We start from the raw sequence: 20,668 nt of genomic DNA, 5'->3' as shown, positions 1-20,668 counted from the left end.
CAAGAAAGGCCCAGGCTGATGAGCGACACGAGCAGGGCGAGCGCGATTTTTCCTTACAAAACAAGGAATGAAGAACTGGCCTGAGGCTTGCGACGGGCTGATGGAATCACCAGGCGCAGCAGGCGCCGCCCCATCTGAAAGCCGCCTGCGCCCTCATGCCGTCTGCATCCGCCCTGTTCGCCGCCCCGCTTCCGGTTTCGACCGGAGCGCCAGAGGCTGCGTCCGGCGCTGTGACCGAAGAAACCGCTGGGCTGTTCTCTTCGAAATTGGGGGACGTGCTTCAGGCCGTGGGCAAGACCGAGGCGACGCCCGTCGAACCGGCCCACCGTGCGGCGACGCTTCTGTCCTTGGTGGTCGTCATGGCGGAAGAACAGGACGCGGCGCAGACCGCTGACCCTGTCGTCGAGGCGGCGACCGCTCAGCCCGGCCCCTTGGTCGCCGAGGCATCAGACGATACGCCCGCGCCCGTCTTGCCTGAAGCCTCCGTCGAGCCCGCGTCCGACATGGAAGCGGCGCTCGCCGCTCCGCCGATTGCGCCCGTTGCGCCTGCGCCGATAGCCCCGCCGCCTGTGGTCCTTCAGCCCGGCGACACGGCCGAGATCAGCGTCGATCAAGCGACCGTCTCAGCCGAACCGGCGGCGTCCTTGATCTCTTTCTCTTCGATCTCAAACAGACAAGAGACGGCTGCAACTGACGACGGAAGCGGCGAGATGGTCAGCGTGGCATTCCGGCCAGAGGACGCGCCCACCTCAATGAGGACCGCCCCGCAGTCGGCGACCCAGGCCGCGCCCGCTGCGCCGGTCCAATCGACGACCGCTCACGTCGCATTGAAGGCCGAGCCTGAAACGGCGCCGACCGCCGCGATGGAAACCGTCTCCGTCACGAAGACGCCTTGGTCCGATAAGGCCGAGACGTCGTCAGACGTCGCCGCGCCCCTGAAGGCGGCCGTCTCTGTCGAACATGGCGCGACGATGAAGCCGACGCCGGACCTCGCCTCCAGCTCTTCCTCGCCCCCGCCGCTCGAGGCCAAGGTCGCAGAACAGCCTGCGGTTACGGAGGCCAAGGTCGCTCAAGAGGCCAAGCCTCAATCGCCCGCGACGCCCCCCGTCCAGAGCCTCGCTCCAGACCTTGGGGCGAAACCCGACATCGACCCGACCCGACTGGACGTCAAGGTCACGGTTCGTCCGGCGATCACGCCTGCGCCTGCAGTAGCGCCGGCGTCGCCCGCGGCTCCGATCGTCGCGTCCGTCCTGACGGCGGCCGATGCCCTGAAAGCGATCGCAGCGATCGAAACGGTGGCCGTCCCCGCCGAAGAGCAGACGGCGCAGACATCCGTGAACGCCGCGACGCCTGCGACCGCCGAGGCGGCGTCCCAAGACAGCCTCGCCAAGGCCGGCTCCACGTCACCGCAGCCGACACCGCAACCGGCGCCTCAGCGTCGTCCGGCGGCAGAGTCGTCTCCCACGCCGGCCTCGGCCGAGGCGCTCCCGGCCGGCTCGTTGTCTAACGCCGACACGGCTGCGGCCTCAGCCCTGGCCGCGCCGGCGGCGCCATCCTCGCCTTCGTCCTCGGCTCAGACCGCGGCTCCCGCCGCTGCGGCGTCGGCCGAGGCCGCCGTTCCGTCGGCTCCTCCCGCCCCCTCCGATGCGGCGACGCCGATCGAAGGACACAAGACGGCCCACGCTGCGGAGACCCTCGCAGGATCGGGTCCGGCGCCGTCCGCCTCCGCCCTCTCGCACGCCACCATCGAAACCACGGCCCATCTGGCCGCCCAGATGGCGCGCAAGCTGGAAGGCCGCTCGACGCGGTTCGACATGGTTCTGACGCCCGAGGATCTGGGGCGGGTCGACGTCAGCCTCGAGATCGGCTCCGACGGCCAACTTGCGGCTCGACTGGCGTTCGACAATCCCGCCGCCGCCGCCGAACTGCGCGGCCGGGCCGATGAACTGCGTCGCCAGCTTCAGGACGCCGGTTTCCAACTGTCGAACGACTCCCTCGACTTTACTCAGCGCGATTCCTCGTCCGGCGGCGGCTTTGAGCGTCAGCACCAGCAACGCCAGGCCCTATTCACCGGCGCCGCCCGGCTGACCGCCGAGACCGATCTCCCCGTCTCGCCGCCTCCGGGCGCCTGGACCAACCATTCCCAGACGCGCGACCGCGTCGATGTGAGGGTCTGACACATGGCCACCGCGATTTCTTCCGTCGACGCCCAAGGCCGCCTGAACAGCGGCAAGGCGATGATGGCCTCGAACTTCGAGACCTTTCTGACCCTGCTGACCACCCAGATGAAGAACCAGGACCCGCTGTCGCCGCTGGATTCCAATGAGTTCACGGCCCAGCTGACCCAGATGGCGGGCGTCGAGCAGCAACTGCTGACCAACGACCTGCTGAAAAGCCTGGTCGCCGCCCAGACGGGGGGCGGCCTGGACAACGCCGCCAACTATATTGGCAAACAGGTGACCGCCGCCTGGACCGCCACCACCCTGGACGAAGGCAAGGCGACTTGGAGCTACGAACTGGCCTCCAACGCCGAGAGCGCGAAGCTGCAGGTCGTCGACAGCGCCGGCAAGGTCGTCTGGGAAGGCGACGCCCCGAACAAGACGACGGGCCTGCACGACTTCGTCTGGGACGGCAAGACGACCCAGGGCGATCAGCTGGACGACGGCGGCGTCTACACCCTGAAGGTCAGCGCCACCAACGAGGCGGGCGCCGCCGTCGAAAGCCAGGCCCTGATCCGCGGTCGCGTCACCGGCGTCGAGATGTACGACGGCGCCCCCTATCTGGTGATCGGCGATTCCATCCTTCCGCTTTCGACCGTGATTTCGCTGAACGAGATCACGGATCGCGCAGACAATGACGATACGGAGAAGCCGGACGTCCCGACCGAGGAGGCGGCCGCATGATGCGCTCCGCCGCCTTCCCGATGACTTCCATTCAAGGAGCGTATTCATGAGCTTGAACAGCGCAATGCTGGCCGGCGTGTCCGGCCTGGCCGCCAACTCCGCCGCCCTGGCGGCGATTTCCCAGAACATCGCCAACGTCAACACCGTCGGCTACAAGCGCTCGCAGGGCGAGTTCCAGACCCTGGTCAACAGCCAGACCCGGACCGGCGGCTCCTATTCCGCCGGCGGCGTGATGTCGGCGACCCGCTCCTTCGTGAGCCAGGAAGGCCAGCTTCAGCGCACGACCGAGAACACCGACCTGGCCGTCAGCGGTCAGGGCTTCTTCGTCACCACCACCCAGGCCGAGAACGTCGGCGCCACCGACACCCGCCTGTTCACCCGCGCCGGCGCCTTCCGGGTCGACGATCTGGGCTATCTGAAGAACAGCGCCGGCCTCTATCTTCAGGGTTGGCCGGTGGATTCGAACGGCGACATCTCGACCGATCCGTCCGACCTGTCGCGCCTGCGCTCGATCAACATCGGCCAGGTCGGCGGCACCGCCGAACCGACGACCCGGGTTCAGATCAACGCCAATCTGCGTTCGACCCAGACGGTTTCCTCCGCCGCCGCCGCCAATCGCTATAACGGCGTCGATGACGCCGCCACCCCGCCGGTCGAACATGATGTGGACGTCTCCTACGTCCGCACCGGCGCCAACACCTATCAGGTGACGATCAAGACGGGCATCACCAAGATCACCGGCACCGCGACCTACGCCGCCGGCGCCCTGACGGGCTTCACCCCCACTGCGGGAAGCAACGGTTCAGCCACCGCAACCGCGACGGCCCTCACCATCACCCCGACCAGCGGCACGCCGCCTGTCGCGGGCACGCCCTTCGCGATCAACTTCGCCGATATCGGCATGTCGACGGACGGCGTGGCCAAGACCAAGTACGACCCCTCGGCCAACTCCATGGCCATGTACAACGCCGAGGACGACAATCCGGTGGGCGTCAAGCCGGACTTCAAGATGAACATCCCGGTGTCGGACTCGAAAGGCGGCCAGCGCAACCTGGAAATCCGCTTCCTGAAGAGCGCCGAACCGAACCAATGGTATGCGGAAGTGGTGGCCGTGCCGGCCAGCGACGTCGTCACCGGCGCGCCCTACTCCCACGGTCAGATCAAGACCGGCCTTATCGCCTTCACCCCCTCAGGCCGCCTGGATATCGAGACCATGCAGGCTTGGCCCGCAGGCAAGGGGCTGTTCGACGATCCGGAACAGGCGAGCCTGAACTTCCTGGAATCCGATCCGAACAATACGATCGACCCCGCTGATCCGAGCGACAACGGCAAGGTCAAATGGGCCGACGGCCTGGGCATCGCGGCCCAGACCGTGACCCTGGACCTGAACACCTCCGCGGGCGGCCTAAGCCAGCTGAACACCGCCTCGGTGGTCCAATCGACGGTCACCAACGGCACGGCCTTCGGCAATCTGAGCAAGATCACCATCGACGAGGGCGGCTTCGTCACCGCCATCTTCGACAACGGCGTGATGCGTCGGATCGCCCAGGTCGCCATCGCCACCTTCCCCAGCCCCGACAGCCTTAAGGAGGTGTCCGGCAACGCCTATGCGGTCAGCCTTGAGAGCGGCACCTACAATCTGAAGGCCGCAGGCACCGGCGGCGCGGGCAAGGTCGCCGCCCAGCAGCTGGAGTCTTCCACGGTCGATCTGTCGGCGGAATTCACCGGCCTGATCACGACCCAGCGCGCCTATTCCGCCTCGTCCAAGATCATCACCACGGCCGACGAAATGCTCGCTGAACTGATCAACATCAAACGCTGATCGGCCAGTAAGTAACCGTTAGTTCTAATGAATCGTCGCTCAAGCAAGGTTTACAGAGTCCCTCTGGCGAGGTCGGATTTTATCCGTTCCTTCACCACGACGCTTAAACCGACCTTAGAGGGGCAGGCCTACAGTCATCTCACTACGGTGATGGTGAAAGAGGCATAAGCCCATGTTGCAAGAGCGACGCCTGAATAGCAAAGGCGAACAATACGTGGTCGGACCGACTGGCACGCCCCTGACCCTGAACGATCTGCCCCCGGCCAACACGGACCGGTGGGTGATCCGCCGCAAGGCCGAGGTCGTCGCCGCCGTGCGCGGCGGCCTGCTCAGCCTTGACGACGCCCTGGCGAAGTACCGCCTGACGGCGGAAGAATTCCTCGCCTGGCAGAAGGCCATCGACAAATGGGGCATGCAGGGCCTGCGCACGACGCGGATCCAGAGCTACCGCTCCTAAGGATTTCCCCGAAGACGAAGAGGGCCGCATCCGGCGACGGGTGCGGCCCTTTTCCATTCCCAGCCTCGAAATCGCGCCGGTTCCGCACTAAATGGCGGCGATGACCCTGGTTGAAGACCTCTGCCCCGTTCCCGACATCCGCCGCACCGACATGGATGCGGCGGTCGAGAGCGCTCGGGCGGCGGTCGGCCTGCCGGTCGGAGCGCGCGTCGTCGCCGCCATGTCCGGCGGGGTCGATTCCACCGTCGTCGCCGCCCTGCTGCACAAGGCGGGCTATGACGTCGTCGGGGTGACCCTTCAACTCTACGACCACGGCGCGGCCCTGAAGAAGAAGGGCGCCTGCTGCGCGGGCCAGGACATCCACGACGCGCGCCTGGCCGCCGACACCATCGGCATCCCCCACTATGTCCTGGACTATGAAAGCCGGTTCAAGGACGCGGTGATCGACCAGTTCGCCGACTCCTATCTGAAGGGCCAGACCCCGGTCCCCTGCATCCGCTGCAACCAGACGGTCAAGTTCCGCGACCTGCTGGACGTCGCCCGCGACCTGGGCGCCGAGGCCATGGCCACGGGCCATTATGTGCGCCGCGCGATTGTCGGAAATCGCGCGCAGATGAGGAAGGCGATCGACCATTCGCGCGACCAGTCCTACTTCCTGTTCGCCACCACCCAGGACCAGCTCGACTATCTGCGCTTTCCGCTGGCCGATCTGGAAAAGCCCCAGGTGCGCGGCGTCGCCGCCGAACTGGGGCTGAAGATTGCGGCCAAGCCGGACAGCCAGGACATCTGTTTCGTGCCCTCCGGCGACTACCGCACCCTGATCGACCGCCTGCGCCCGCAAGGGCGCGAGGCCGGCGAGATCGTGCACATGGACGGTCGGGTGCTGGGACGCCATGCCGGCATCACCGACTACACCATCGGCCAGCGCCGGGGCCTGAACGTCGCGGTGGGCGAGCCCCTGTTCGTCGTCAGGCTGGAGCCCGAAACCCGCCGCGTCGTCGTCGGCCCGCGCGAAGCCCTGCTGACCGCGTCTCTGACGCTGGAAGAGACCAACTGGCTGGGCGACGAGGCCACCCTCGTCGAGGCCGCTGCGTCCGCCCTCCCCGTCCTGGCCCGCGTCCGCTCGACCCGCCAGCCCTCCCCCGCCCGTCTGGCCCTGATCGACGGCGACGTCTGCGTGGTTTTCGACGAAGGCGAGGAAGGCGTCGCCCCCGGCCAGGCCTGCGCCCTTTACGATCCGACCGACCCCGACCGCGCCCTGGGCGGCGGCTTCATCCGCGACACGACCGCCGTAGCGACAGCCTAGACAATTGTGGAGATCGGGTGGATTTTGAGTTGATTTTCGTCGAATATTGATTGAGACCCCATTCAACAATAATGCACAGCTGCGTTATATTTCTTTAAACTGATCATTGCAGTAATGCCCTAATCCCCGGCCTGACCAAGCAGGGGAAATAAATGCAACGTCAAAACAAACTTCGCCTCCAGCTTTTGCTGGGGACCGCGCTTCTCGCCGCGCCCGTTTCCGCCTTCGCCGGCAGCGATCCCGTCGCCGTCGATCCGACGCCGACCGGCCTGGCCGACATCGTCGTCACCGCCACCAAGCGTGAAACCAATCTGCAAGACACGCCGATCTCCATCTCGGTCATGGGTTCGGAATCGCTGGAAAACCGCCACGTTCAGAGCCTGATGGATCTGGCCGACGGCGCTGTGCCCAGCCTTCGCGTCGCCACCTTTGAAGCGCGCCAATCGGCCCTAACCATCGGCATTCGCGGCATTGTGCCGAACGACGCCAACCAACCCGCCCGTGAACAGGGCGTCGGCGTCTATGTCGACGGCGTCTATCTGGCGCGTCAGCACGGCCTCGCTTCCGCCCTGCTCGACATCGAACGGGTGGAAGTCCTGAAGGGGCCGCAAGGCACCCTGTTCGGCCGCAACACCGAAGGCGGCGCCCTGTCGCTGGTGACCAAGAAGCCCACGGGCGAGTTCGGCATGCGCGCCGTCGCCGGCGTCGGCAACCTGGACTCCTACAACTCCGAACTGCACGTCGATTTTCCGGCCCTGGGCGACTTCGCCTTCAAGGTGGACGGCGTGATCGCGGTTCAGGGACCGGCCACCAAGAACATCCTGCCGGGCGAGACGGGCTTTGGCCAATACGACCGCCGCGGTCTGCGCTTCCAGACCCGCTGGACCCCGGCCGAAAACTTCACCGCCGATCTGGCGGCCGACATCGGCAAGGACAAGAACACCCCGTTCTACAGCCAGCTGCTGAACTTCAACCCGAACGGCCTGACGGTCGTGCCGTGGACCTCGGCCACCGTGCCGAGCGGCTCAATCCGCGCCCTGTCGCCCCTGGTGCAGGTCGAAGGTTCGGAGCGCATGACGCAGGCCGACATCGGCGTGCCTCAGCAGTGGAGCGTCGATGACACGCGCGGGACGGATCTGCATCTGTCCTATCGCCCCAGCGACGCGCTGGAACTGCGTTCGATCACCGCCTATCGCGACCTGGACGTCGAGCAGTACGACAATATCGCCGGCGCCCACCGTCCGCCGGTGACCGGCCCGAATGGCAAGTTCTCGCGCTACTCCCTGGCCGGCTTCTGGCAGCACCAGTTCAGCCAGGAAGTCCAGGCGGTCGGTTCGCTGGGCGACAGCATCGACTATGTCGGCGGCGTCTTCTACTTCAAGGAAACCGTGTCGGACGATGCGGCCACGCCTTCGACGAACCAATGGAACGCCGACGGCACGGGCTACACCATCCTGGACCCCACCCCGACCATCCGCGGCTCCCGCTCGCTCGACCGCAAGTCGACGGCTCACGCCGAATCCAAGGCGGTCTATGGTCAGGCGACCTGGACCCCGGCCCAGCTGGACGCCCTGCACCTGACGGTCGGCGGCCGCTACACCTGGGATGACAAGGACGGCAAGCTGGAGATGGTGAACAACGCCCCGACCAATCTCAGCTTCAACACCTCGGTCGATCGGTTCGATCCGCTGGTCACCCTGGCCTATGACCTGACCGACAGCGTCAACGTCTACGGCAAATATTCGACCGGCTATCGGGCCGGCGGCGCCTCGTCGCGCTCGCTGACCTATCGCTCCTTCGATCCGGAAGAGGTGAAGGCCTATGAGCTGGGCCTGAAGAGCGACCTGTTCGACCGTCGGGTGCGGCTGAACGCGGCCGTCTATGCGATGGACCGCACCGACAGCCAGATCGACTTCAGCCTTGTCACCGTGATCGGCGCCTCGACCCGCAACACGCTGGAAACGATCAACGCCCCCGGCACCACCAAGATCCGGGGCCTGGAGTTGGAAGGCCAGTTCCGCGCCAACGACTATCTGACGCTGTCGGCCTCCTACGCCTATACGGACGCCAAGATCCCGGACACGGTGAACCCGTTCAACAATCAGGTGCAGAAGGTGTTCATCGCCTATACGCCTGAGAACGCCGCCAGCGTGGCCGCGGACTGGAACTCGCCCTTCATGGGCGCGAAGCTGAAGGCTCACATCGACGCCAACTACGCCGACGCCAGCCACAGCTTCGACCAGTTCGAAATCAAGAACGACTCCTCGTTCCTGGTGAACGCCCGCATCGCGGTGGCCGACATCGCCACCCGTGAAGGCGGCCCCGATCTGGAAGTGGCCCTGTGGTCGCGCAACCTGCTGGACGAGACCTATGTCTACCGCCGCGACCCCTCGAACCGGGGCACGCTGGGCGACTACGGCAACTTCAACAACCCGCGCACCTTCGGCATCGAGCTGCGCGCCTCCTACTGACCGTCCTCCTCTCGGTCAGTTCGCCCCCTCCCGCCCAGCGCGGGAGGGGGTTTTCTTTGTCGAATTATTCAGATTTTGTGGAGAGCGGATGAAGTTTGTCCGAAGCCGCATGGTTCCGCTGGACGTGCCGGGCGCGCGGCGCGATGGCGGAGGACGGAGGTTTCATGAGCAGTCTTGTCTTGATCGCCGACGACGAAGGCGAAATCGTCGAAATTCTGGACGCCTATATGCGTCGCGAGGGCTTTCGAACCGCGACGGCCTCGGACGGGCAGCAGGCGCTTGATCTCCATGCCGCGCTCAAGCCGGACATGGTGTTGCTGGACGTGCGCATGCCCAATCGCGACGGCTGGGACGTCCTGGGCGAACTGCGCCGGCGCGGAGAGACGCCGGTCATCATGGTCACGGCCCTGGACCAGGATCTGGACAAGCTCCAGGCGCTCCGCATCGGCGCTGACGACTATATCGTCAAGCCTTTCAAACCCGTGGAGGTCGTCGCGCGCGTCCACGCCATTCTCCGCCGCACCGTCGGCGCGCCCGACGCCAAGGTGCTGCGGGTCGGACCGGTCGAGGTCCAGTTGGAGAACTATCTCGCCGCCGTGATCACGGCCGACGGACGTCGACGCCTGGACCTCACCCTGACCGAATTCAAAATGCTGGCCCATATGGCGCGGATTCCGTTGCGGGTCTTCACCCGCGCCGAAATCCTGGACGCCTGCTTCCCGAACCAGGACGTTCAGGAACGCACGATCGACAGCCATTTCAGCCATCTTCGACGCAAGCTGGAGGCCGCCGGCGCCGTCGGTCTGGTCGCCAATGTCCGGGGCGTCGGCTACCGGCTGGAGCCTGACGCTTGCCCCTGACCGACGGCATAGGGCGCAATGTGGCGGCTCGGATCGGCCTGGTCACCCTGACCGGCTTCATCCTCAGCGCGTTCTGCGCCTTCTTCGTCTATGCTTGGGTGTTTGAAAACCATCCCGGCGTGGTCGCCGCGCCGCATCACTGGAAGCCCCAGGCCGTCGACTATGCGGTCATCGTTGCAGCGGTCCTGACGGCGATCGGCCTGGCCGTCATGGCCGGCGCCCTGCTGGCTCGGCAGATCGTCCTTCCACTCGCGTCCCTGGCTATTACGGCCCAACGGATTTCAGAGGGCGACCTGACCGCTCGCGCCACCGTCGGCAAACGCGCCCTTCGCGAAACCGCCCAACTGGTCGAAGACTTCAACCGAATGGCGCAACGGCTTCAGGCGCACGCCGAGGAACGCATCGCCTGGAACGCCAAGATCGCCCACGAATTGCGCACCCCGGTCACCATTCTGAAGGGACGTCTGGAGGGCGTCGCCGACGGGGTGTTCCAGATCGACGATCACACCCTGACCAGTTTGAGGCGTCAGATCGAGGGCCTGGCGCGCATCGTCGAGGATCTGCGGGTGGTCAGCCTGGCCGAAAGCAACCACCTGGATCTCCAGCTTGAGGCGGTCGATCTGTCCCAAGAGATCGGCGCCCTGCGCGAAATCGTACAGCCCAGCCTGAGCGCCGCCGGTTTCGAAGCCCAGTGGCGCCTGGAGCCCGCCCTGGCCGTCTGCGATCCGACACGCCTCAGACAGGCCGCCCTGGCCCTGCTCGAAAACGCGCGGCGACACGCCGTTCCGGGTCCGCTGGTGATCCGCACGGCCACCTTCGGCGCCTTCGCCCGGATTTCGATCGAGGACAGCGGCCCCGGCATAGACGCCGATCGCGCCGCCCACATCTTTCACCCCTTCAAGCGCGACCCATCGGCCACGGGCTCGGGCCTGGGATTGGCGGTCGTCCGGGCGATCGCGGAGGCTCACGGCGGGCTCGCCCTTCACCGTAACACCGTCGCAGGCGGCTCCCTCTTCACCCTGGAGATTCCACGTCAGCCCGCGCGCCGACCCGCGGTCTAGCCGGCGGCGAAGACCCGGATGCGGTTGCCGTCGGGATCGCTCGCGACGAAGGCCCGCCCCTGACGGGTGTCCATCGGCGGCAAGACGATCCGCGCGCCGCGATCCCACCAGTCCATATGCAGTTCATCCACCACGGACGGCGCCTTCATGCGCAGTTCCAGGGCGTCTCCCGGTCGAGACGCCGGCTGTGCCGAACGCCACAGGCTCAGCGTCCGCCGGCTCGACAGAATGAAGACGGCGCGATCCGGTCCCGCTTCCAGCGGCGTTCGCCGCAGCAGCCGGGCGTAAAAGCGCGCCGCGGCCTCCGGATCGGCGACGCTCAGTGGAATGTCCTCGATCTCGGTCATGCGCCCCTCCGGTTTTTGCGAGAACAAACCTAGACCGCCCTGCTGCCAGTTCCTGTCAGCATGATCCTGCTTCCGCCCGTTTCTCCTGCGCCTCATGCCAGGTCTTCAACAGGGCCTGACGCCGGGCGGGATAACGGGCCTCCGTCACCTCCGCCTCGACGATCCGGTCAGTACGGAAACTGCGGAAATCCTGTCGCAGCTCGCACCAGGCCAGCAGCAGCCGCACCCGGTCGAAGAAGACCAGGGCGAAGGGCCAGACCACCCGTTCCGACGCTTTGCCCGCCTCATCGCGGTAACACAGCCTCAGCCGCCGCTCGGAGCGGATCGCCTTCCTCAGCAAGGCGGGATCGACCAGATCGGTCGGAAACGGCGCCCCCGGCACGACCAGCAGGGCCGAGGTCTCCATCTCGTCGCGCAGATCCGAGGGCAAGACCGCCGCGATCCGCGCCAGCGCCCCCAGGGCGGCGTCCCGCATCCGCGCATCGGCCCGGTCCGCCACCCAGCGCGAGCCCAGCACCAGGGCCTCCACCTCCTCCGGCGTGAACATCAGGGGCGGCAGCAGGAAACCCGGCTTCAGCACATAGCCGACCCCCGGCTCCCCCTCGATCGTCGCCCCCTGGGCCTGCAGGCTGGCGATGTCGCGATACAGGGTCCGCAGACTGACCCCCATCTCCTCGGCCAGCACGCGCCCGCTGACCGGCCGGCGTCGTCGCCGCAGGGCGTTCAGAAGATCAAGCAGGCGTTCGGACCGGGACACGACGCGAGCCTAGCAGACCTGCTGACAGAAAGCGGCAGTATCAGGTTTTTCGGGATCAGGGGTTGCAACTACGTCTCGAAGGAGAAGCATTTCGGCAAGGACGTCTTCCTGACCCGCAAGGGGGCCGTGTCGGCCAAGGACGGCGAACTGGGCATCATCCCCGGCTCGATGGGGGCGAAGTCCTTCATCGTCCGCGGCAAGGGCAATGCGGATTCGTTCTGCACCTCCTCGCACGGCGCCGGCCGGGCCATGAGCCGGACCGAAGCCAAGCGCCGCTTCACGATCGAGGACCACGTCCGCGCCACCGAAGGCGTGGAATGCCGCAAGGACGCCGAGGTGATCGACGAAACCCCGATGGCCTATAAGGACATCGACGCGGTCATCGCGGCCCAGACCGACCTGATCGAGGTCGTGCACACCCTGCGTCAGGTGGTGTGCGTCAAGGGATGACGGGAGCCGGTTTCACCGCAGGGTGAGGCCGGCTTTCGTCGTTCTGAACTTAGTGAACCGTGGTCAACGGCTCCGCTTTGGTCTCCCAACGCCGTCCTCCTGGGTGCATCAAAGCCGTATGTGTCGAAAGGGGCGCGCCCGTCAGATCCAGAAGCGAAGCTATGCGCGTGGTCTCGGCCTTCAGCATGGTCTCCAGACTGTCCCATTCGGCCGCAATGTCGTGGGCGTCCGCGTGGTGTGTCAATCGAACCCGTCCCTGGTCGTCGATGATAAAAACTCCGCGTGAGGACCAGCCGACCGCTCCGCCGATAACCATCTGACCCTCATCCATTCCGGCAGGTCTTTCGATGAGATTTCCGTAGTCGATGCTTATCGGCTGTCCTGCGCCAGGCCCTACCGACCGATCTATACTGTGGATCACGCCGTAGAGATTGAGGCTCACAAATCTAAGACCGTTGGCGGCGGTCTCCAGGAAGCGTGTGTAGTCATTGCGAGAACAGTTCGCTCCGGACAACCAGCCATTCAGATCGCCGGCGGCCAATGGGTCGTAAAGTCGCGCCATATAGGCGAACGGTCCGACATGAGGCTGCGGCCTCAAGAGATCACCCCCCGCGACCCGCCGAGGCGGTTCGCCGAGAAGATCAGCAAACCAGTTCAGAAGCGCAGGCCGGTGCAAGCGAGCCCCCTAAGCCGCCTCATCCTTCGGCATCACATCCCCCACCGTCGGCCGGTTCTCCGCGCGCGTCAGCCGGATGTCCCTCGGCTTGACGATCTCGCCGCAGCAGCCGCAGGCGATGCGCGGGGTCAGGGTGGCGCCGCAGGTCGAGTGGACCATGTCGATGCCGCAGTCGGTCTCGCCATAGACGTGTTTGGCGCCCCAGCCGTGCAGGGTCACCAGAACCCCGTACAGATCCTTGCCCTTGGGCGTCAGCACATATTCGTTGCGCGGCGGCCGTTCCGAATAGGGGCGCGGCTCCAGCACCCCGTGCTGGACCAGGCTTTTCAGACGCGCGGCCAGGACGTTGCGCGCCACGCCCAGATTGTCCTGCCATTGCTCGAACCGGCTGACCCCGTTGAAGGCGTCGCGGATGACCAGCAGGGTCCACGGATCGCCGATCACCTCCAGGGTGGCGGCGATGGAGCAGCTTTGGCGGCTGTAGTCTGCGGTGCGTCCCATGCGACAAAAGTGACCCCGCGTCAGGCGGTTGGCAAGAGGGTTGCCAATCCGAACCGGCTCAGTCAGTCTTGTTTGACAACGGACCTGCAACCCCTCCAGAACGCAGCGCCTTCCGTCCCTTCTTCGCCTGACGCAGGATGGCGCCCATGGCCGATACGACCCACCCCATCTCCCTCGACACCGCCCTGAGCTTCCACACCCTGGACGACGGCGGCCTGTCGGCGCCCGTGCCCGGTCATTTCTCCAACGGTCCCTCGGGCCTGCCGCCGGAGAAGGGCTTTCCCTTCGGCGGCCTGCTGGCGGCCCTGTGCGCCCAGGCGATGCGCCAGGGCCTGTCCCTGACCGCGCCCTTACGCACCTTGTCGGTCCAGTATCTGTCGGCGGCCCGCTTCGGCGAACAGGTCGCCTTTCGTCCGCGCCTGCTGCGCGGCGGCCGCAATGTGATCTATGCGGCGGTCGAGGCCGAGCAGGACGGCCGCATGACCCATCACGCCACCGGTACCTACGGCTTGGACGGCGACACCCCGACGCTCGCCCCGCTTCATCGGCCTCCGCCCCCGCTGGACGGCCTGAACCCCGCCGCCACCATCCGGGGGCCGATGTCGCCCCACTTCGCCCAGCATGTCGAATACCGGTTCGACGGCGGGCCCAACACCCTGGGCGGCAATGCGGGCAAGCCGGTGATCGAACGCACCTGGATGCGGATGGCCGACCGCCGCCCGCTGGACGAGGTCGGGCTGTGCTATCTGCTGGACGCCCTCTATCCCCCGGCCTGGACCGCCTCCTCCACCCCCGCCCCCATGACCACCGTCGATCTGCGTATCGACATTCTGACCGACCCGACGCCGCAGACGGCGCCCGAGGGCTGGGCCTTCTTCGAGTTCCAAATGCTGGATCTGGGCCTGGGCTGGACGGTGGACGAAGCCACCGCCTGGGGCGCCGACGGAAGCCCGCTGGCCATCTCGCGCCAACGTCGCAAACTGTTGCCGCAACGGGCCGGCTGATCCCGACCACGGTCAGCCTGCGTTCATCATTATCAGGGACTATTCGAAATCTCTGGAGTAGGCTCCGGACGTCGCTGTCGTCGCCCTATCCTCTCTTCCAAATCTCTGGTGTCTCACCCATGCGTCGCAGCCGTCTTATCGCCGCTTGTCAGACCGTCGTCGTCATGGGCGGAGCCTTGATGCTCCAGGGCTGCGTCGCCGGCGCCGTGGTCGGCGGAACCGCCGCCGTCGTGGGCGGCGCGGCCAAGGCCGGGGGCGCGGTCGTCGGCGCCGGCTTCGACGCCGTCACCACCTCGGACGAAGAAACCCGCGCCCGCCGCGAACGCGAACAGCGCGAGTACGAACGCGAACAACGCCGCTGCGAACAGCGGCAGAGGCAGGGCAAAAGCTGCTGACTACAGCGACAGCACGCACCGCTCGTTGATCGTCGGCCGCGCCACCTGCACCCGGCAAAGCCCCGGCCAGTCCGGCTTCAGGGTCTTGGCGAACCACAGGCACAGGTTTTCCAGGCTGGGCAGCTCCAGCCCCTCGTGCTCGTTCAGCATGCCGTGGTCCAGCTGCTCCGCCGCCGACTTCAGCGCCCGGTCCAGCGCCCCCAGGTCCGCGACCCAGTTGTGCTCGGCGTCCAGGGTCTCCGACCGGATCGTCGCCTCGACCGTAAAGGAGTGGCCGTGGACGCGACGATAGATGCTGCCCTCGGGTTCGTTGGGGAAGTGGTGGGCGGCGTCGAAGGTCGCCTGTTTGGTGATTTCGAAGACGGGCATTAGCGGACGCCGATGTATTTGTGGGTCTGGACGCTCAGGCGCCACTGGGGATGGGTCAGGCAATATTCGATGGCGGCGGCGGTGTTCTCCGCCTGGTCGGGGCCGTCCAGGGGCTGGAGCCAGAACCGTTCGAACGCCAGGTGTTCGAACCGCTCGGGCGGGGCCTTGGGCTGCGGATAGACCAGCTTCAGCTCCTGCCCCTTGATCTGGATCACGTCTGCGTCCGCCTTTGGGCTGACGCAGATCCAGTCGATCCCGTCGGGCGCCGCCAGGGTGCCGTTGCTCTCTATGGCGATCTCGAAACCGCGCGCGTGCAGGGCCGCGACCAGCGGCGCGTCCAGCTGCAGCAGGGGCTCTCCGCCGGTGCAGACCACCAGTTTCGGATCGCCTTGCCGGCCCCGCCACATCGCCGCGACATGATCGGCCAGCCCGTCCGCGGTGGCGAACTTGCCCCCGCCGTCCCCGTCCACGCCGACGAAGTCCGTATCACAGAAGCTGCAGACGGCGCTCGCCCGATCCTGCTCGCGCCCGCTCCACAGATTGCAGCCGGCGAAGCGCAGAAAGACCGCCGGCCGCCCCGCCTGTCCGCCCTCGCCCTGGACCGTCAGAAACACTTCCTTGGCCGAATAGGTCACGTCTGAGCGCCTCGGCCGGCGCCCCATTCCGCATGCCCCGCCGCCCGCAACTCGCACGCGGGGCATTGGCCGCAGCCGTAGCCCCAGGCGTGGCGATGCGTCCGATCGCCCTGATAGCAGGTGTGGCTGTCCTCAATGATCAGCTCGACCAGGGTTTCGCCCCCAATCCGATCGGCCAGTTCCCAGGTCTGGGCCTTGGTCAGCCACATCAGCGGGGTCTCGATCACCACCGGCTTGTCCAGCCCTAGCGACAGGGCCTGCGCCATGGCCTCCATGGTCTCGTGGCGACAGTCGGGATAGCCGGAATAGTCCGTCTCGCACATGCCGCCGACCAGCACCTCCAGCCCGCGCCGATCCGCCAGGGCCGCCGCCGCCACGAGGAAGATCAAGTTGCGCCCGGGAACAAAGGTGGTCGGCAGGCCGCGCGCATCCATCTCGATCTTGCGGTCGGCCGTCAGGGCGCTTTCGGCGATCCGGCCGTATCCGGTCAGGTCCACCACATGATCGTCGCCCAGCCGGTCGGCCCATTGCGGCAGGGCCGTCTTCATCCCCGCACGCACGGCCTGGCGCGCCTCCATCTCCACGACGTGCCGCTGGCCATAGTCGAAGCCGACCGTCTCCACCCGCCCGAACCGCTCCAGCGCCCAGGCCAGACAGGTGGCGCTGTCCTGCCCGCCGGAGAAGAGAACCAGGGCCGATGTCGTAGACTTTTCCAGGATGACGCTCATGACGAATCTGCGGTCGGCCGGTCGGCCGCGCGCATGCACAAAGGGATGAGGACCTCAGATGGGTCGGGCGGGCCTTCTACACCAGACCCGCCCCCGGCGCAAAATCCTGAAACAGCCGGCGCCCGCCCCTGAGATGACACCGAGGGTACAGGCCGAAACTTTCTGATCCGGCTTAACTAATCGGCAAGCGCTACTGGTGCATATGGGAGGCGAGTAAGGAGTTCCAGGCAGTATGCCGACGATTGAGACCCTTTCAGAACAACCCGAGCCGGTAGGTCCGTCCACGCTCGGCTGCGAGGTTTTCGCCCGGTTCGAGCGCGAACCGGACACTTTGGTCATACCTGTCGTAGAGAACGACCGCCCCCTGGGCCTGGTAGAACGCACCACCTTCATACAGAAGATCGCCGGCCGCTTCGGCCACGCCCTCTACGATCTGCGCCCGATCACCTTCGCCATGGACCCCGAGCCGGCGGTGGTGGAAGGCGACGCTGAAATCGACGCCTTCAGTGAAATCCTGCTGAGGGGCGGTCCCGCCGCCCTGCTGCGCGGTTTCATCGTGACGAAAAACGGCCGCTATCACGGCGTGGGCACGGCTGCGACCCTGCTCCGCAGCGCGACAGACCGCCAGCGGCGCCACGAGGCGGAGTTGGCCAACCAAGCTGCAGCCCTCAACGACACGCGCGCCCAGGCCCTCATCGCCGCCCGCGCCAAGAGCCAGTTCCTGGCCATCATGAGCCATGAGCTTCGCACCCCGATGAACGGCGTCTTGGCCGTCGCCGAACTGCTGCGCCGCCAGCCCTTGAGCACGACGGCCCAGGCCCATGTGCAGACCATCGTCGAATCGTCCGAAAACCTGCTGCGCATCCTTCAGGACGCCGTCGACCTGGCCAAGGCCGAGGCGGGAGAGCTGGAGTTGACCCCCGTCGCCACCCCGCTGCGGGCCGTGATGGACGACGTCCAATCCCTATGGGAGCCGCGCGCCTCCCAGGACGGCGTGACCCTGCTGGTCGGCTACGAAGGCGACACGGAGCTGGCCGCCGTCATCGACGGAGTCCGCCTGAAGCAGGTGTTCAACAATCTGATCGGCAATGCGCTGAAATTCGCGCGCAATGGGGTGGTCGAGGCCGGGCTGAAGGCCTGGGTCGACGGCGACCAGGTGCGGATGGAGGCCCGGGTTCGCGACGACGGCCCCGGCGTCGACGCCGACCGTGTGGATTCCATCTTCGAACCCTTCGTCCACGGCTCGGGCCCGGACGGCGCCGGACTGGGCCTGTCCATCTGCCGCCAGGTCATCGAGCGTATGGGCGGTCGGATCTGGGCCGAGAACAACAAGGGTCGGGGCGCAACCTTCGCCTTCGACATCACCGCGCGCCGCGCCGCAGCGGTCGTCGAGCCCGCCTCCAATGTCTCGAGCCTGCCAGAACTCGATCTGAAGTCCGCGCCCCACGTGCTGATCGTCGATGACAACGCCACCAACCGCGTCGTGGCCCAGGCCTTGTGCGAAATGTTCGGCTGCAGTTCCGAACTGGCGGAGGACGGGCTGGAGGCGGTCCAGGCGGTTCAGGAAGGTCGCTATGATCTGATCCTGATGGACATCAAAATGCCGCGCATGGACGGGGTCCAGGCGACCCAGGCCATCCGCGCCCTGGGCGGCGAGGTGGGACGCACCCCCATCGTCGCCCTGACGGCCAACGCCGATCCCGAAGACGCCAAACACTATCTGTCCGTCGGCATGGCCGCCGTGGTGGAAAAGCCGATCAAGCCCGAGCGCCTGCGCATGGCGATGAACGCGGCCCTCGTCGAGAACAAGGGCGAGGACGAGACGCAGACGTCGGCGCCGGCCCCTCGCCGGGCGCGGCGCTGATCGCTCAGTCCGGCCGGACCTCCAGCGTCTCTTCATCCTCCTCGTCATAGCCGACCAGGCGCAGCGCGCGCGCCTTCTGGCCGTTCAGTTCGGCCCAGCGCAGAAGCCCCTCCTCCCGGCCATGGGTGATCCAGACCTCGTCGGGTTTCAGCTCCTCGAAGGTCGTGACCAGTTCCTCCCAGTCGGCATGGTCGGAGATGACCAAGGGCAGCTCCACCCCCTTCTGGCGGGCCCGCGCCCTTACCCCCATCCAGCCCGAGGCGAAGGCCACGACCGGATCGGCGAACCGCCGGGACCAGCGATCCTGCACGGCCGACGGCGGCGCGACCACCACCTCGCCTCCCAGCGCCCCCTTTGGGAGATCGCGCGTCGGCAGGATCGGCCCCAGATCGACGCCCTCGCGCTCATAGAGCGCGTTCAGCCGCTCCATGGCGCCGTGCACATAGATGGGTCGGTCCCAGCCCGCCTCACGCAGCGTGCGTATGATCCTCTGGGCCTTTCCCAAGGCGTAGGCGCCGACCAGATGGGCTCGGTCAGGAAACTGCGCCAGCGACCGAACCAGCCGACCGATCTCATCCTGCGCCGGCGGATGGCGGAATACAGGCAGGCCGAAAGTCGCCTCAGAGATGAAGACGTGACAAGGCACGGGTTCGAACGCCGGACAGGTCGGATCGCGCCGCCGCTTGTAATCGCCCGACACGACCATGGTCAGACCCTTCCAGCGCACCTCGACCTGGGCGGATCCCAGGACATGGCCTGCCGGAAACAGCCGCAGCTCGACCCCGTTGATCGCGGCCCTCTCTGCGTATTCGACCGCCTGCTCCCGCGCCGTAAAGGCGTCGCCGTAGCGCTCGGCCATGATGGCCAGGGTCTGGCGCGTGGCCAGCACGGCGCCGTGCCCCGCCCGCGCATGATCGGAATGGCCATGGGTGATCACGGCCCGATCCACGGGGCGCACCGGATCGACGTAGAAGTCGCCGGGCGGGCAATAGAGGCCGGCCGGCGTCGGATGCAGCAGATCTTCGGGTCGGATCATGGGGGCGTAACGCTCTCGACGCCGTCGGGTCGCCCCGTCATACAGAAGACTGTCACCGACTCCACGGACGCCCTTTCGCATGCACGACAGTTTCGTCGACGCCATCCTGCCACAACTCGCGGCGGGCGCCGCCCACACGGGCGCTCTGGGCTTCATCTTCGACGGGCTTCATGACGGCGCGCCGCGCATTCGGGTTCCCTGGCGGCCCGACCTGGTCGGCGATCCTGACACGGGGGTGCTGGCCGGGGGGCTGGTGACGACCCTCTTGGACCATATCGGCGGCCTGGCCGTCTGGACCGCCATGGACGCCTTCCACCCGATCGCCACCCTGGACCTGCGGGTGGACTATATGCGCGCGGCCCGGCCGGGCGTGGACCTTTTGGCCCAAGCCAGCTGCTATCGTTTAACCCCCACGATCGCCTTCGTGCGCGGCTGGGCGTTCGAGGACGATCCCGCCGATCCGGTTGCGGCGGCTCAGTCGGCCTATGTGCTGAACCGCTCGCGCAGCGCCAAGCCGGCGCCCGCAGGAGACGTCGGCGCATGAGCGAGCTTCTGGATCGGCTTCCCTACGCCCGCTTTCTGAACCTCCAGACCCAGATGAACGGCGACGAGGTCACGGTGGTCATGCCCTTTGCAGATCAGTTGATCGGCAATCCGATGCTGCCGGCCCTGCACGGCGGCTCAACCGCCGCCCTGTTGGAAATGACGGCCATGGCACAGATCGCCCTGGCGTTTCCGACTTCGCGCCTGCCGCGGCCGATCAACGTCACCGTCGCCTATCTCAGGACCGGCCGTCCGGTCGACGTCTTCGCCAGGGCCGAGATCAGCCGCGCCGGCCGGCGGATCGCTCACGTCCAGGCTGAGGCGTGGCAGGAAAGCCGGAGCCGCCCCATCGCCTCCCTGACCGCGCACTTCCTTCTGGAGGAATCCTAGCCTTTTCAAAGACTTTTGCTTGAGCTGAGGAAGGCTGCACTACGCATGCGCACCAGAACGCCTCCCCGCTCAACAATGATCGATTAGGTTAAC

General features: G+C 66.6%; 22 protein-coding genes. 14 read left to right on the top strand and 8 right to left on the bottom strand.

The window, feature by feature from the left end; all coding sequences use genetic code 11:
* Window positions 1-155: 155 nt before the first annotated feature.
* From ACW178_RS07690 to ACW178_RS07655, 8 genes are all read left to right on the top strand, one after another.
* Window positions 156-2,177, top strand: coding sequence for a flagellar hook-length control protein FliK (locus tag ACW178_RS07690; RefSeq protein ID WP_492025033.1), 2,022 nt, complete (start codon window positions 156-158; stop codon window positions 2,175-2,177).
* A gap of 3 nt (window positions 2,178-2,180) precedes the next feature.
* The gene (locus tag ACW178_RS07685; protein ID WP_054765222.1) at window positions 2,181-2,903 is read left to right on the top strand and encodes a flagellar hook assembly protein FlgD; all 723 of its coding nucleotides are present in this window, start codon (window positions 2,181-2,183) and stop codon (window positions 2,901-2,903) included.
* Window positions 2,904-2,949: 46 nt separating this feature from the next.
* Window positions 2,950-4,725, top strand: a complete 1,776-nt coding sequence (gene flgE / locus ACW178_RS07680; RefSeq protein WP_492025032.1) for a flagellar hook protein FlgE — start codon at window positions 2,950-2,952, stop codon at window positions 4,723-4,725.
* 172 nt (window positions 4,726-4,897) lie between these two features.
* On the top strand, window positions 4,898-5,182 hold the full coding sequence (sciP, locus tag ACW178_RS07675; protein WP_054765220.1) for a CtrA inhibitor SciP: 285 nt from the start codon (window positions 4,898-4,900) through the stop codon (window positions 5,180-5,182).
* Between the two features lie 91 nt (window positions 5,183-5,273).
* On the top strand, window positions 5,274-6,488 hold the full coding sequence (mnmA, locus tag ACW178_RS07670) for a tRNA 2-thiouridine(34) synthase MnmA (protein WP_492025031.1): 1,215 nt from the start codon (window positions 5,274-5,276) through the stop codon (window positions 6,486-6,488).
* A 152-nt stretch (window positions 6,489-6,640) separates the two neighbouring features.
* Window positions 6,641-8,959, top strand: coding sequence for a TonB-dependent receptor (locus ACW178_RS07665; RefSeq protein WP_492025030.1), 2,319 nt, complete (start codon window positions 6,641-6,643; stop codon window positions 8,957-8,959).
* A gap of 164 nt (window positions 8,960-9,123) precedes the next feature.
* Window positions 9,124-9,819, top strand: a complete 696-nt coding sequence (locus ACW178_RS07660) for a response regulator (RefSeq protein WP_201463895.1) — start codon at window positions 9,124-9,126, stop codon at window positions 9,817-9,819.
* The gene (locus tag ACW178_RS07655; protein WP_054765215.1) at window positions 9,810-10,880 is read left to right on the top strand and encodes an ATP-binding protein; all 1,071 of its coding nucleotides are present in this window, start codon (window positions 9,810-9,812) and stop codon (window positions 10,878-10,880) included. The genes ACW178_RS07660 and ACW178_RS07655 overlap by 10 nt, the downstream gene beginning before the upstream one ends.
* On the opposite strand, the gene ACW178_RS07650 is transcribed toward ACW178_RS07655, so the two are convergent.
* Both ACW178_RS07650 and ACW178_RS07645 read right to left on the bottom strand, forming a co-directional pair.
* Window positions 10,877-11,227, bottom strand: a complete 351-nt coding sequence (locus tag ACW178_RS07650; protein ID WP_492025029.1) for a VOC family protein — start codon at window positions 11,225-11,227, stop codon at window positions 10,877-10,879. The two genes, ACW178_RS07655 and ACW178_RS07650, sit on opposite strands and share 4 nt — an antisense overlap.
* A 55-nt stretch (window positions 11,228-11,282) precedes the next feature.
* Window positions 11,283-11,984 (bottom strand): helix-turn-helix transcriptional regulator, encoded by a 702-nt coding sequence (locus tag ACW178_RS07645; protein ID WP_492025028.1) that lies wholly within the window; start codon window positions 11,982-11,984, stop codon window positions 11,283-11,285.
* Between the two features lie 126 nt (window positions 11,985-12,110).
* On the opposite strand from ACW178_RS07645, the gene ACW178_RS07640 reads away from it, so the two are divergent.
* On the top strand, window positions 12,111-12,434 hold the full coding sequence (locus tag ACW178_RS07640; RefSeq protein ID WP_492025027.1) for an RtcB family protein: 324 nt from the start codon (window positions 12,111-12,113) through the stop codon (window positions 12,432-12,434).
* A 49-nt stretch (window positions 12,435-12,483) separates the two neighbouring features.
* Here the strand turns inward: ACW178_RS07640 and ACW178_RS07635 are convergent, their stop codons facing one another.
* Window positions 12,484-13,110, bottom strand: a complete 627-nt coding sequence (locus tag ACW178_RS07635) for a hypothetical protein (RefSeq protein ID WP_492025026.1) — start codon at window positions 13,108-13,110, stop codon at window positions 12,484-12,486.
* Between the two features lie 9 nt (window positions 13,111-13,119).
* Window positions 13,120-13,611 carry a winged helix-turn-helix transcriptional regulator gene (locus tag ACW178_RS07630; protein ID WP_287105797.1) on the bottom strand — a complete coding sequence of 164 codons (492 nt, stop codon included), beginning with the start codon at window positions 13,609-13,611 and terminating at the stop codon, window positions 13,120-13,122.
* 146 nt (window positions 13,612-13,757) lie between these two features.
* Between ACW178_RS07630 and ACW178_RS07625 the strand changes: the two genes are divergently transcribed.
* Window positions 13,758-14,615: an acyl-CoA thioesterase gene (locus ACW178_RS07625; RefSeq protein WP_492025025.1), complete on the top strand. Its 858-nt coding sequence runs from the start codon at window positions 13,758-13,760 to the stop codon at window positions 14,613-14,615.
* A 119-nt stretch (window positions 14,616-14,734) separates the two neighbouring features.
* Window positions 14,735-15,010 carry a hypothetical protein gene (locus tag ACW178_RS07620; protein ID WP_492025024.1) on the top strand — a complete coding sequence of 92 codons (276 nt, stop codon included), beginning with the start codon at window positions 14,735-14,737 and terminating at the stop codon, window positions 15,008-15,010.
* On the opposite strand, the gene ACW178_RS07615 is transcribed toward ACW178_RS07620, so the two are convergent.
* Genes ACW178_RS07615 through queC form a run of 3 tightly spaced genes read right to left on the bottom strand, consistent with a single transcriptional unit; the run spans window position 15,011 to window position 16,742 of the window.
* Window positions 15,011-15,379, bottom strand: coding sequence for a 6-pyruvoyl trahydropterin synthase family protein (locus ACW178_RS07615; RefSeq protein WP_054765207.1), 369 nt, complete (start codon window positions 15,377-15,379; stop codon window positions 15,011-15,013). It abuts the gene before it with no gap.
* Entirely contained in the window at window positions 15,379-16,014 is a 636-nt protein-coding gene (queE, locus tag ACW178_RS07610; protein WP_054765206.1) for a 7-carboxy-7-deazaguanine synthase, read from the bottom strand. Before queE ends, ACW178_RS07615 begins: the two co-directional genes overlap by 1 nt.
* A complete protein-coding gene (gene queC, locus ACW178_RS07605) occupies window positions 16,011-16,742 on the bottom strand; it encodes a 7-cyano-7-deazaguanine synthase QueC (RefSeq protein ID WP_492025023.1) in 732 nt (243 codons plus the stop codon). Before queC ends, queE begins: the two co-directional genes overlap by 4 nt.
* Window positions 16,743-16,974: 232 nt before the next feature.
* Between queC and ACW178_RS07600 the strand changes: the two genes are divergently transcribed.
* Window positions 16,975-18,606 (top strand): response regulator, encoded by a 1,632-nt coding sequence (locus ACW178_RS07600; protein ID WP_054765204.1) that lies wholly within the window; start codon window positions 16,975-16,977, stop codon window positions 18,604-18,606.
* Window positions 18,607-18,610: 4 nt separating this feature from the next.
* Here the strand turns inward: ACW178_RS07600 and ACW178_RS07595 are convergent, their stop codons facing one another.
* Window positions 18,611-19,642 carry a ligase-associated DNA damage response exonuclease gene (locus tag ACW178_RS07595; RefSeq protein WP_191558063.1) on the bottom strand — a complete coding sequence of 344 codons (1,032 nt, stop codon included), beginning with the start codon at window positions 19,640-19,642 and terminating at the stop codon, window positions 18,611-18,613.
* Window positions 19,643-19,721: 79 nt separating this feature from the next.
* On the opposite strand from ACW178_RS07595, the gene ACW178_RS07590 reads away from it, so the two are divergent.
* Together ACW178_RS07590 and ACW178_RS07585 are read left to right on the top strand one after the other, a co-directional pair.
* Window positions 19,722-20,186, top strand: a complete 465-nt coding sequence (locus tag ACW178_RS07590) for a PaaI family thioesterase (RefSeq protein ID WP_054765202.1) — start codon at window positions 19,722-19,724, stop codon at window positions 20,184-20,186.
* A complete protein-coding gene (locus tag ACW178_RS07585) occupies window positions 20,183-20,575 on the top strand; it encodes a PaaI family thioesterase (protein WP_191558062.1) in 393 nt (130 codons plus the stop codon). The genes ACW178_RS07590 and ACW178_RS07585 overlap by 4 nt, the downstream gene beginning before the upstream one ends.
* Window positions 20,576-20,668 lie beyond the last annotated feature (93 nt).

This window comes from Brevundimonas sp. AVps4, assembly GCF_058681525.1.
The sequence above is the reverse complement of the archived record's forward strand: the minus strand, read 5'-3'. Positions and strand labels throughout refer to the sequence as shown.

Bases quoted from the DNA above. Each gene is read 5' to 3' on its own strand.
- ACW178_RS07690 (WP_492025033.1), top strand. From the start codon at position 156: ATGCCGTCTGCATCCGCCCTGTTCGCCGCCCCGCTTCCGGTTTCGACC.
- ACW178_RS07685 (WP_054765222.1), top strand. From the start codon at position 2,181: ATGGCCACCGCGATTTCTTCCGTCGACGCCCAAGGCCGCCTGAACAGC.
- flgE (WP_492025032.1), top strand. From the start codon at position 2,950: ATGAGCTTGAACAGCGCAATGCTGGCCGGCGTGTCCGGCCTGGCCGCC.
- sciP (WP_054765220.1), top strand. From the start codon at position 4,898: ATGTTGCAAGAGCGACGCCTGAATAGCAAAGGCGAACAATACGTGGTC.
- mnmA (WP_492025031.1), top strand. From the start codon at position 5,274: ATGGCGGCGATGACCCTGGTTGAAGACCTCTGCCCCGTTCCCGACATC.
- ACW178_RS07665 (WP_492025030.1), top strand. From the start codon at position 6,641: ATGCAACGTCAAAACAAACTTCGCCTCCAGCTTTTGCTGGGGACCGCG.
- ACW178_RS07660 (WP_201463895.1), top strand. From the start codon at position 9,124: ATGAGCAGTCTTGTCTTGATCGCCGACGACGAAGGCGAAATCGTCGAA.
- ACW178_RS07650 (WP_492025029.1), bottom strand. From the start codon at position 11,227: ATGACCGAGATCGAGGACATTCCACTGAGCGTCGCCGATCCGGAGGCC.
- ACW178_RS07630 (WP_287105797.1), bottom strand. From the start codon at position 13,611: ATGGGACGCACCGCAGACTACAGCCGCCAAAGCTGCTCCATCGCCGCC.
- ACW178_RS07625 (WP_492025025.1), top strand. From the start codon at position 13,758: ATGGCCGATACGACCCACCCCATCTCCCTCGACACCGCCCTGAGCTTC.
- ACW178_RS07620 (WP_492025024.1), top strand. From the start codon at position 14,735: ATGCGTCGCAGCCGTCTTATCGCCGCTTGTCAGACCGTCGTCGTCATG.
- ACW178_RS07615 (WP_054765207.1), bottom strand. From the start codon at position 15,379: ATGCCCGTCTTCGAAATCACCAAACAGGCGACCTTCGACGCCGCCCAC.
- queC (WP_492025023.1), bottom strand. From the start codon at position 16,742: ATGAGCGTCATCCTGGAAAAGTCTACGACATCGGCCCTGGTTCTCTTC.
- ACW178_RS07600 (WP_054765204.1), top strand. From the start codon at position 16,975: ATGCCGACGATTGAGACCCTTTCAGAACAACCCGAGCCGGTAGGTCCG.
- ACW178_RS07595 (WP_191558063.1), bottom strand. From the start codon at position 19,642: ATGATCCGACCCGAAGATCTGCTGCATCCGACGCCGGCCGGCCTCTAT.
- ACW178_RS07590 (WP_054765202.1), top strand. From the start codon at position 19,722: ATGCACGACAGTTTCGTCGACGCCATCCTGCCACAACTCGCGGCGGGC.
- ACW178_RS07585 (WP_191558062.1), top strand. From the start codon at position 20,183: ATGAGCGAGCTTCTGGATCGGCTTCCCTACGCCCGCTTTCTGAACCTC.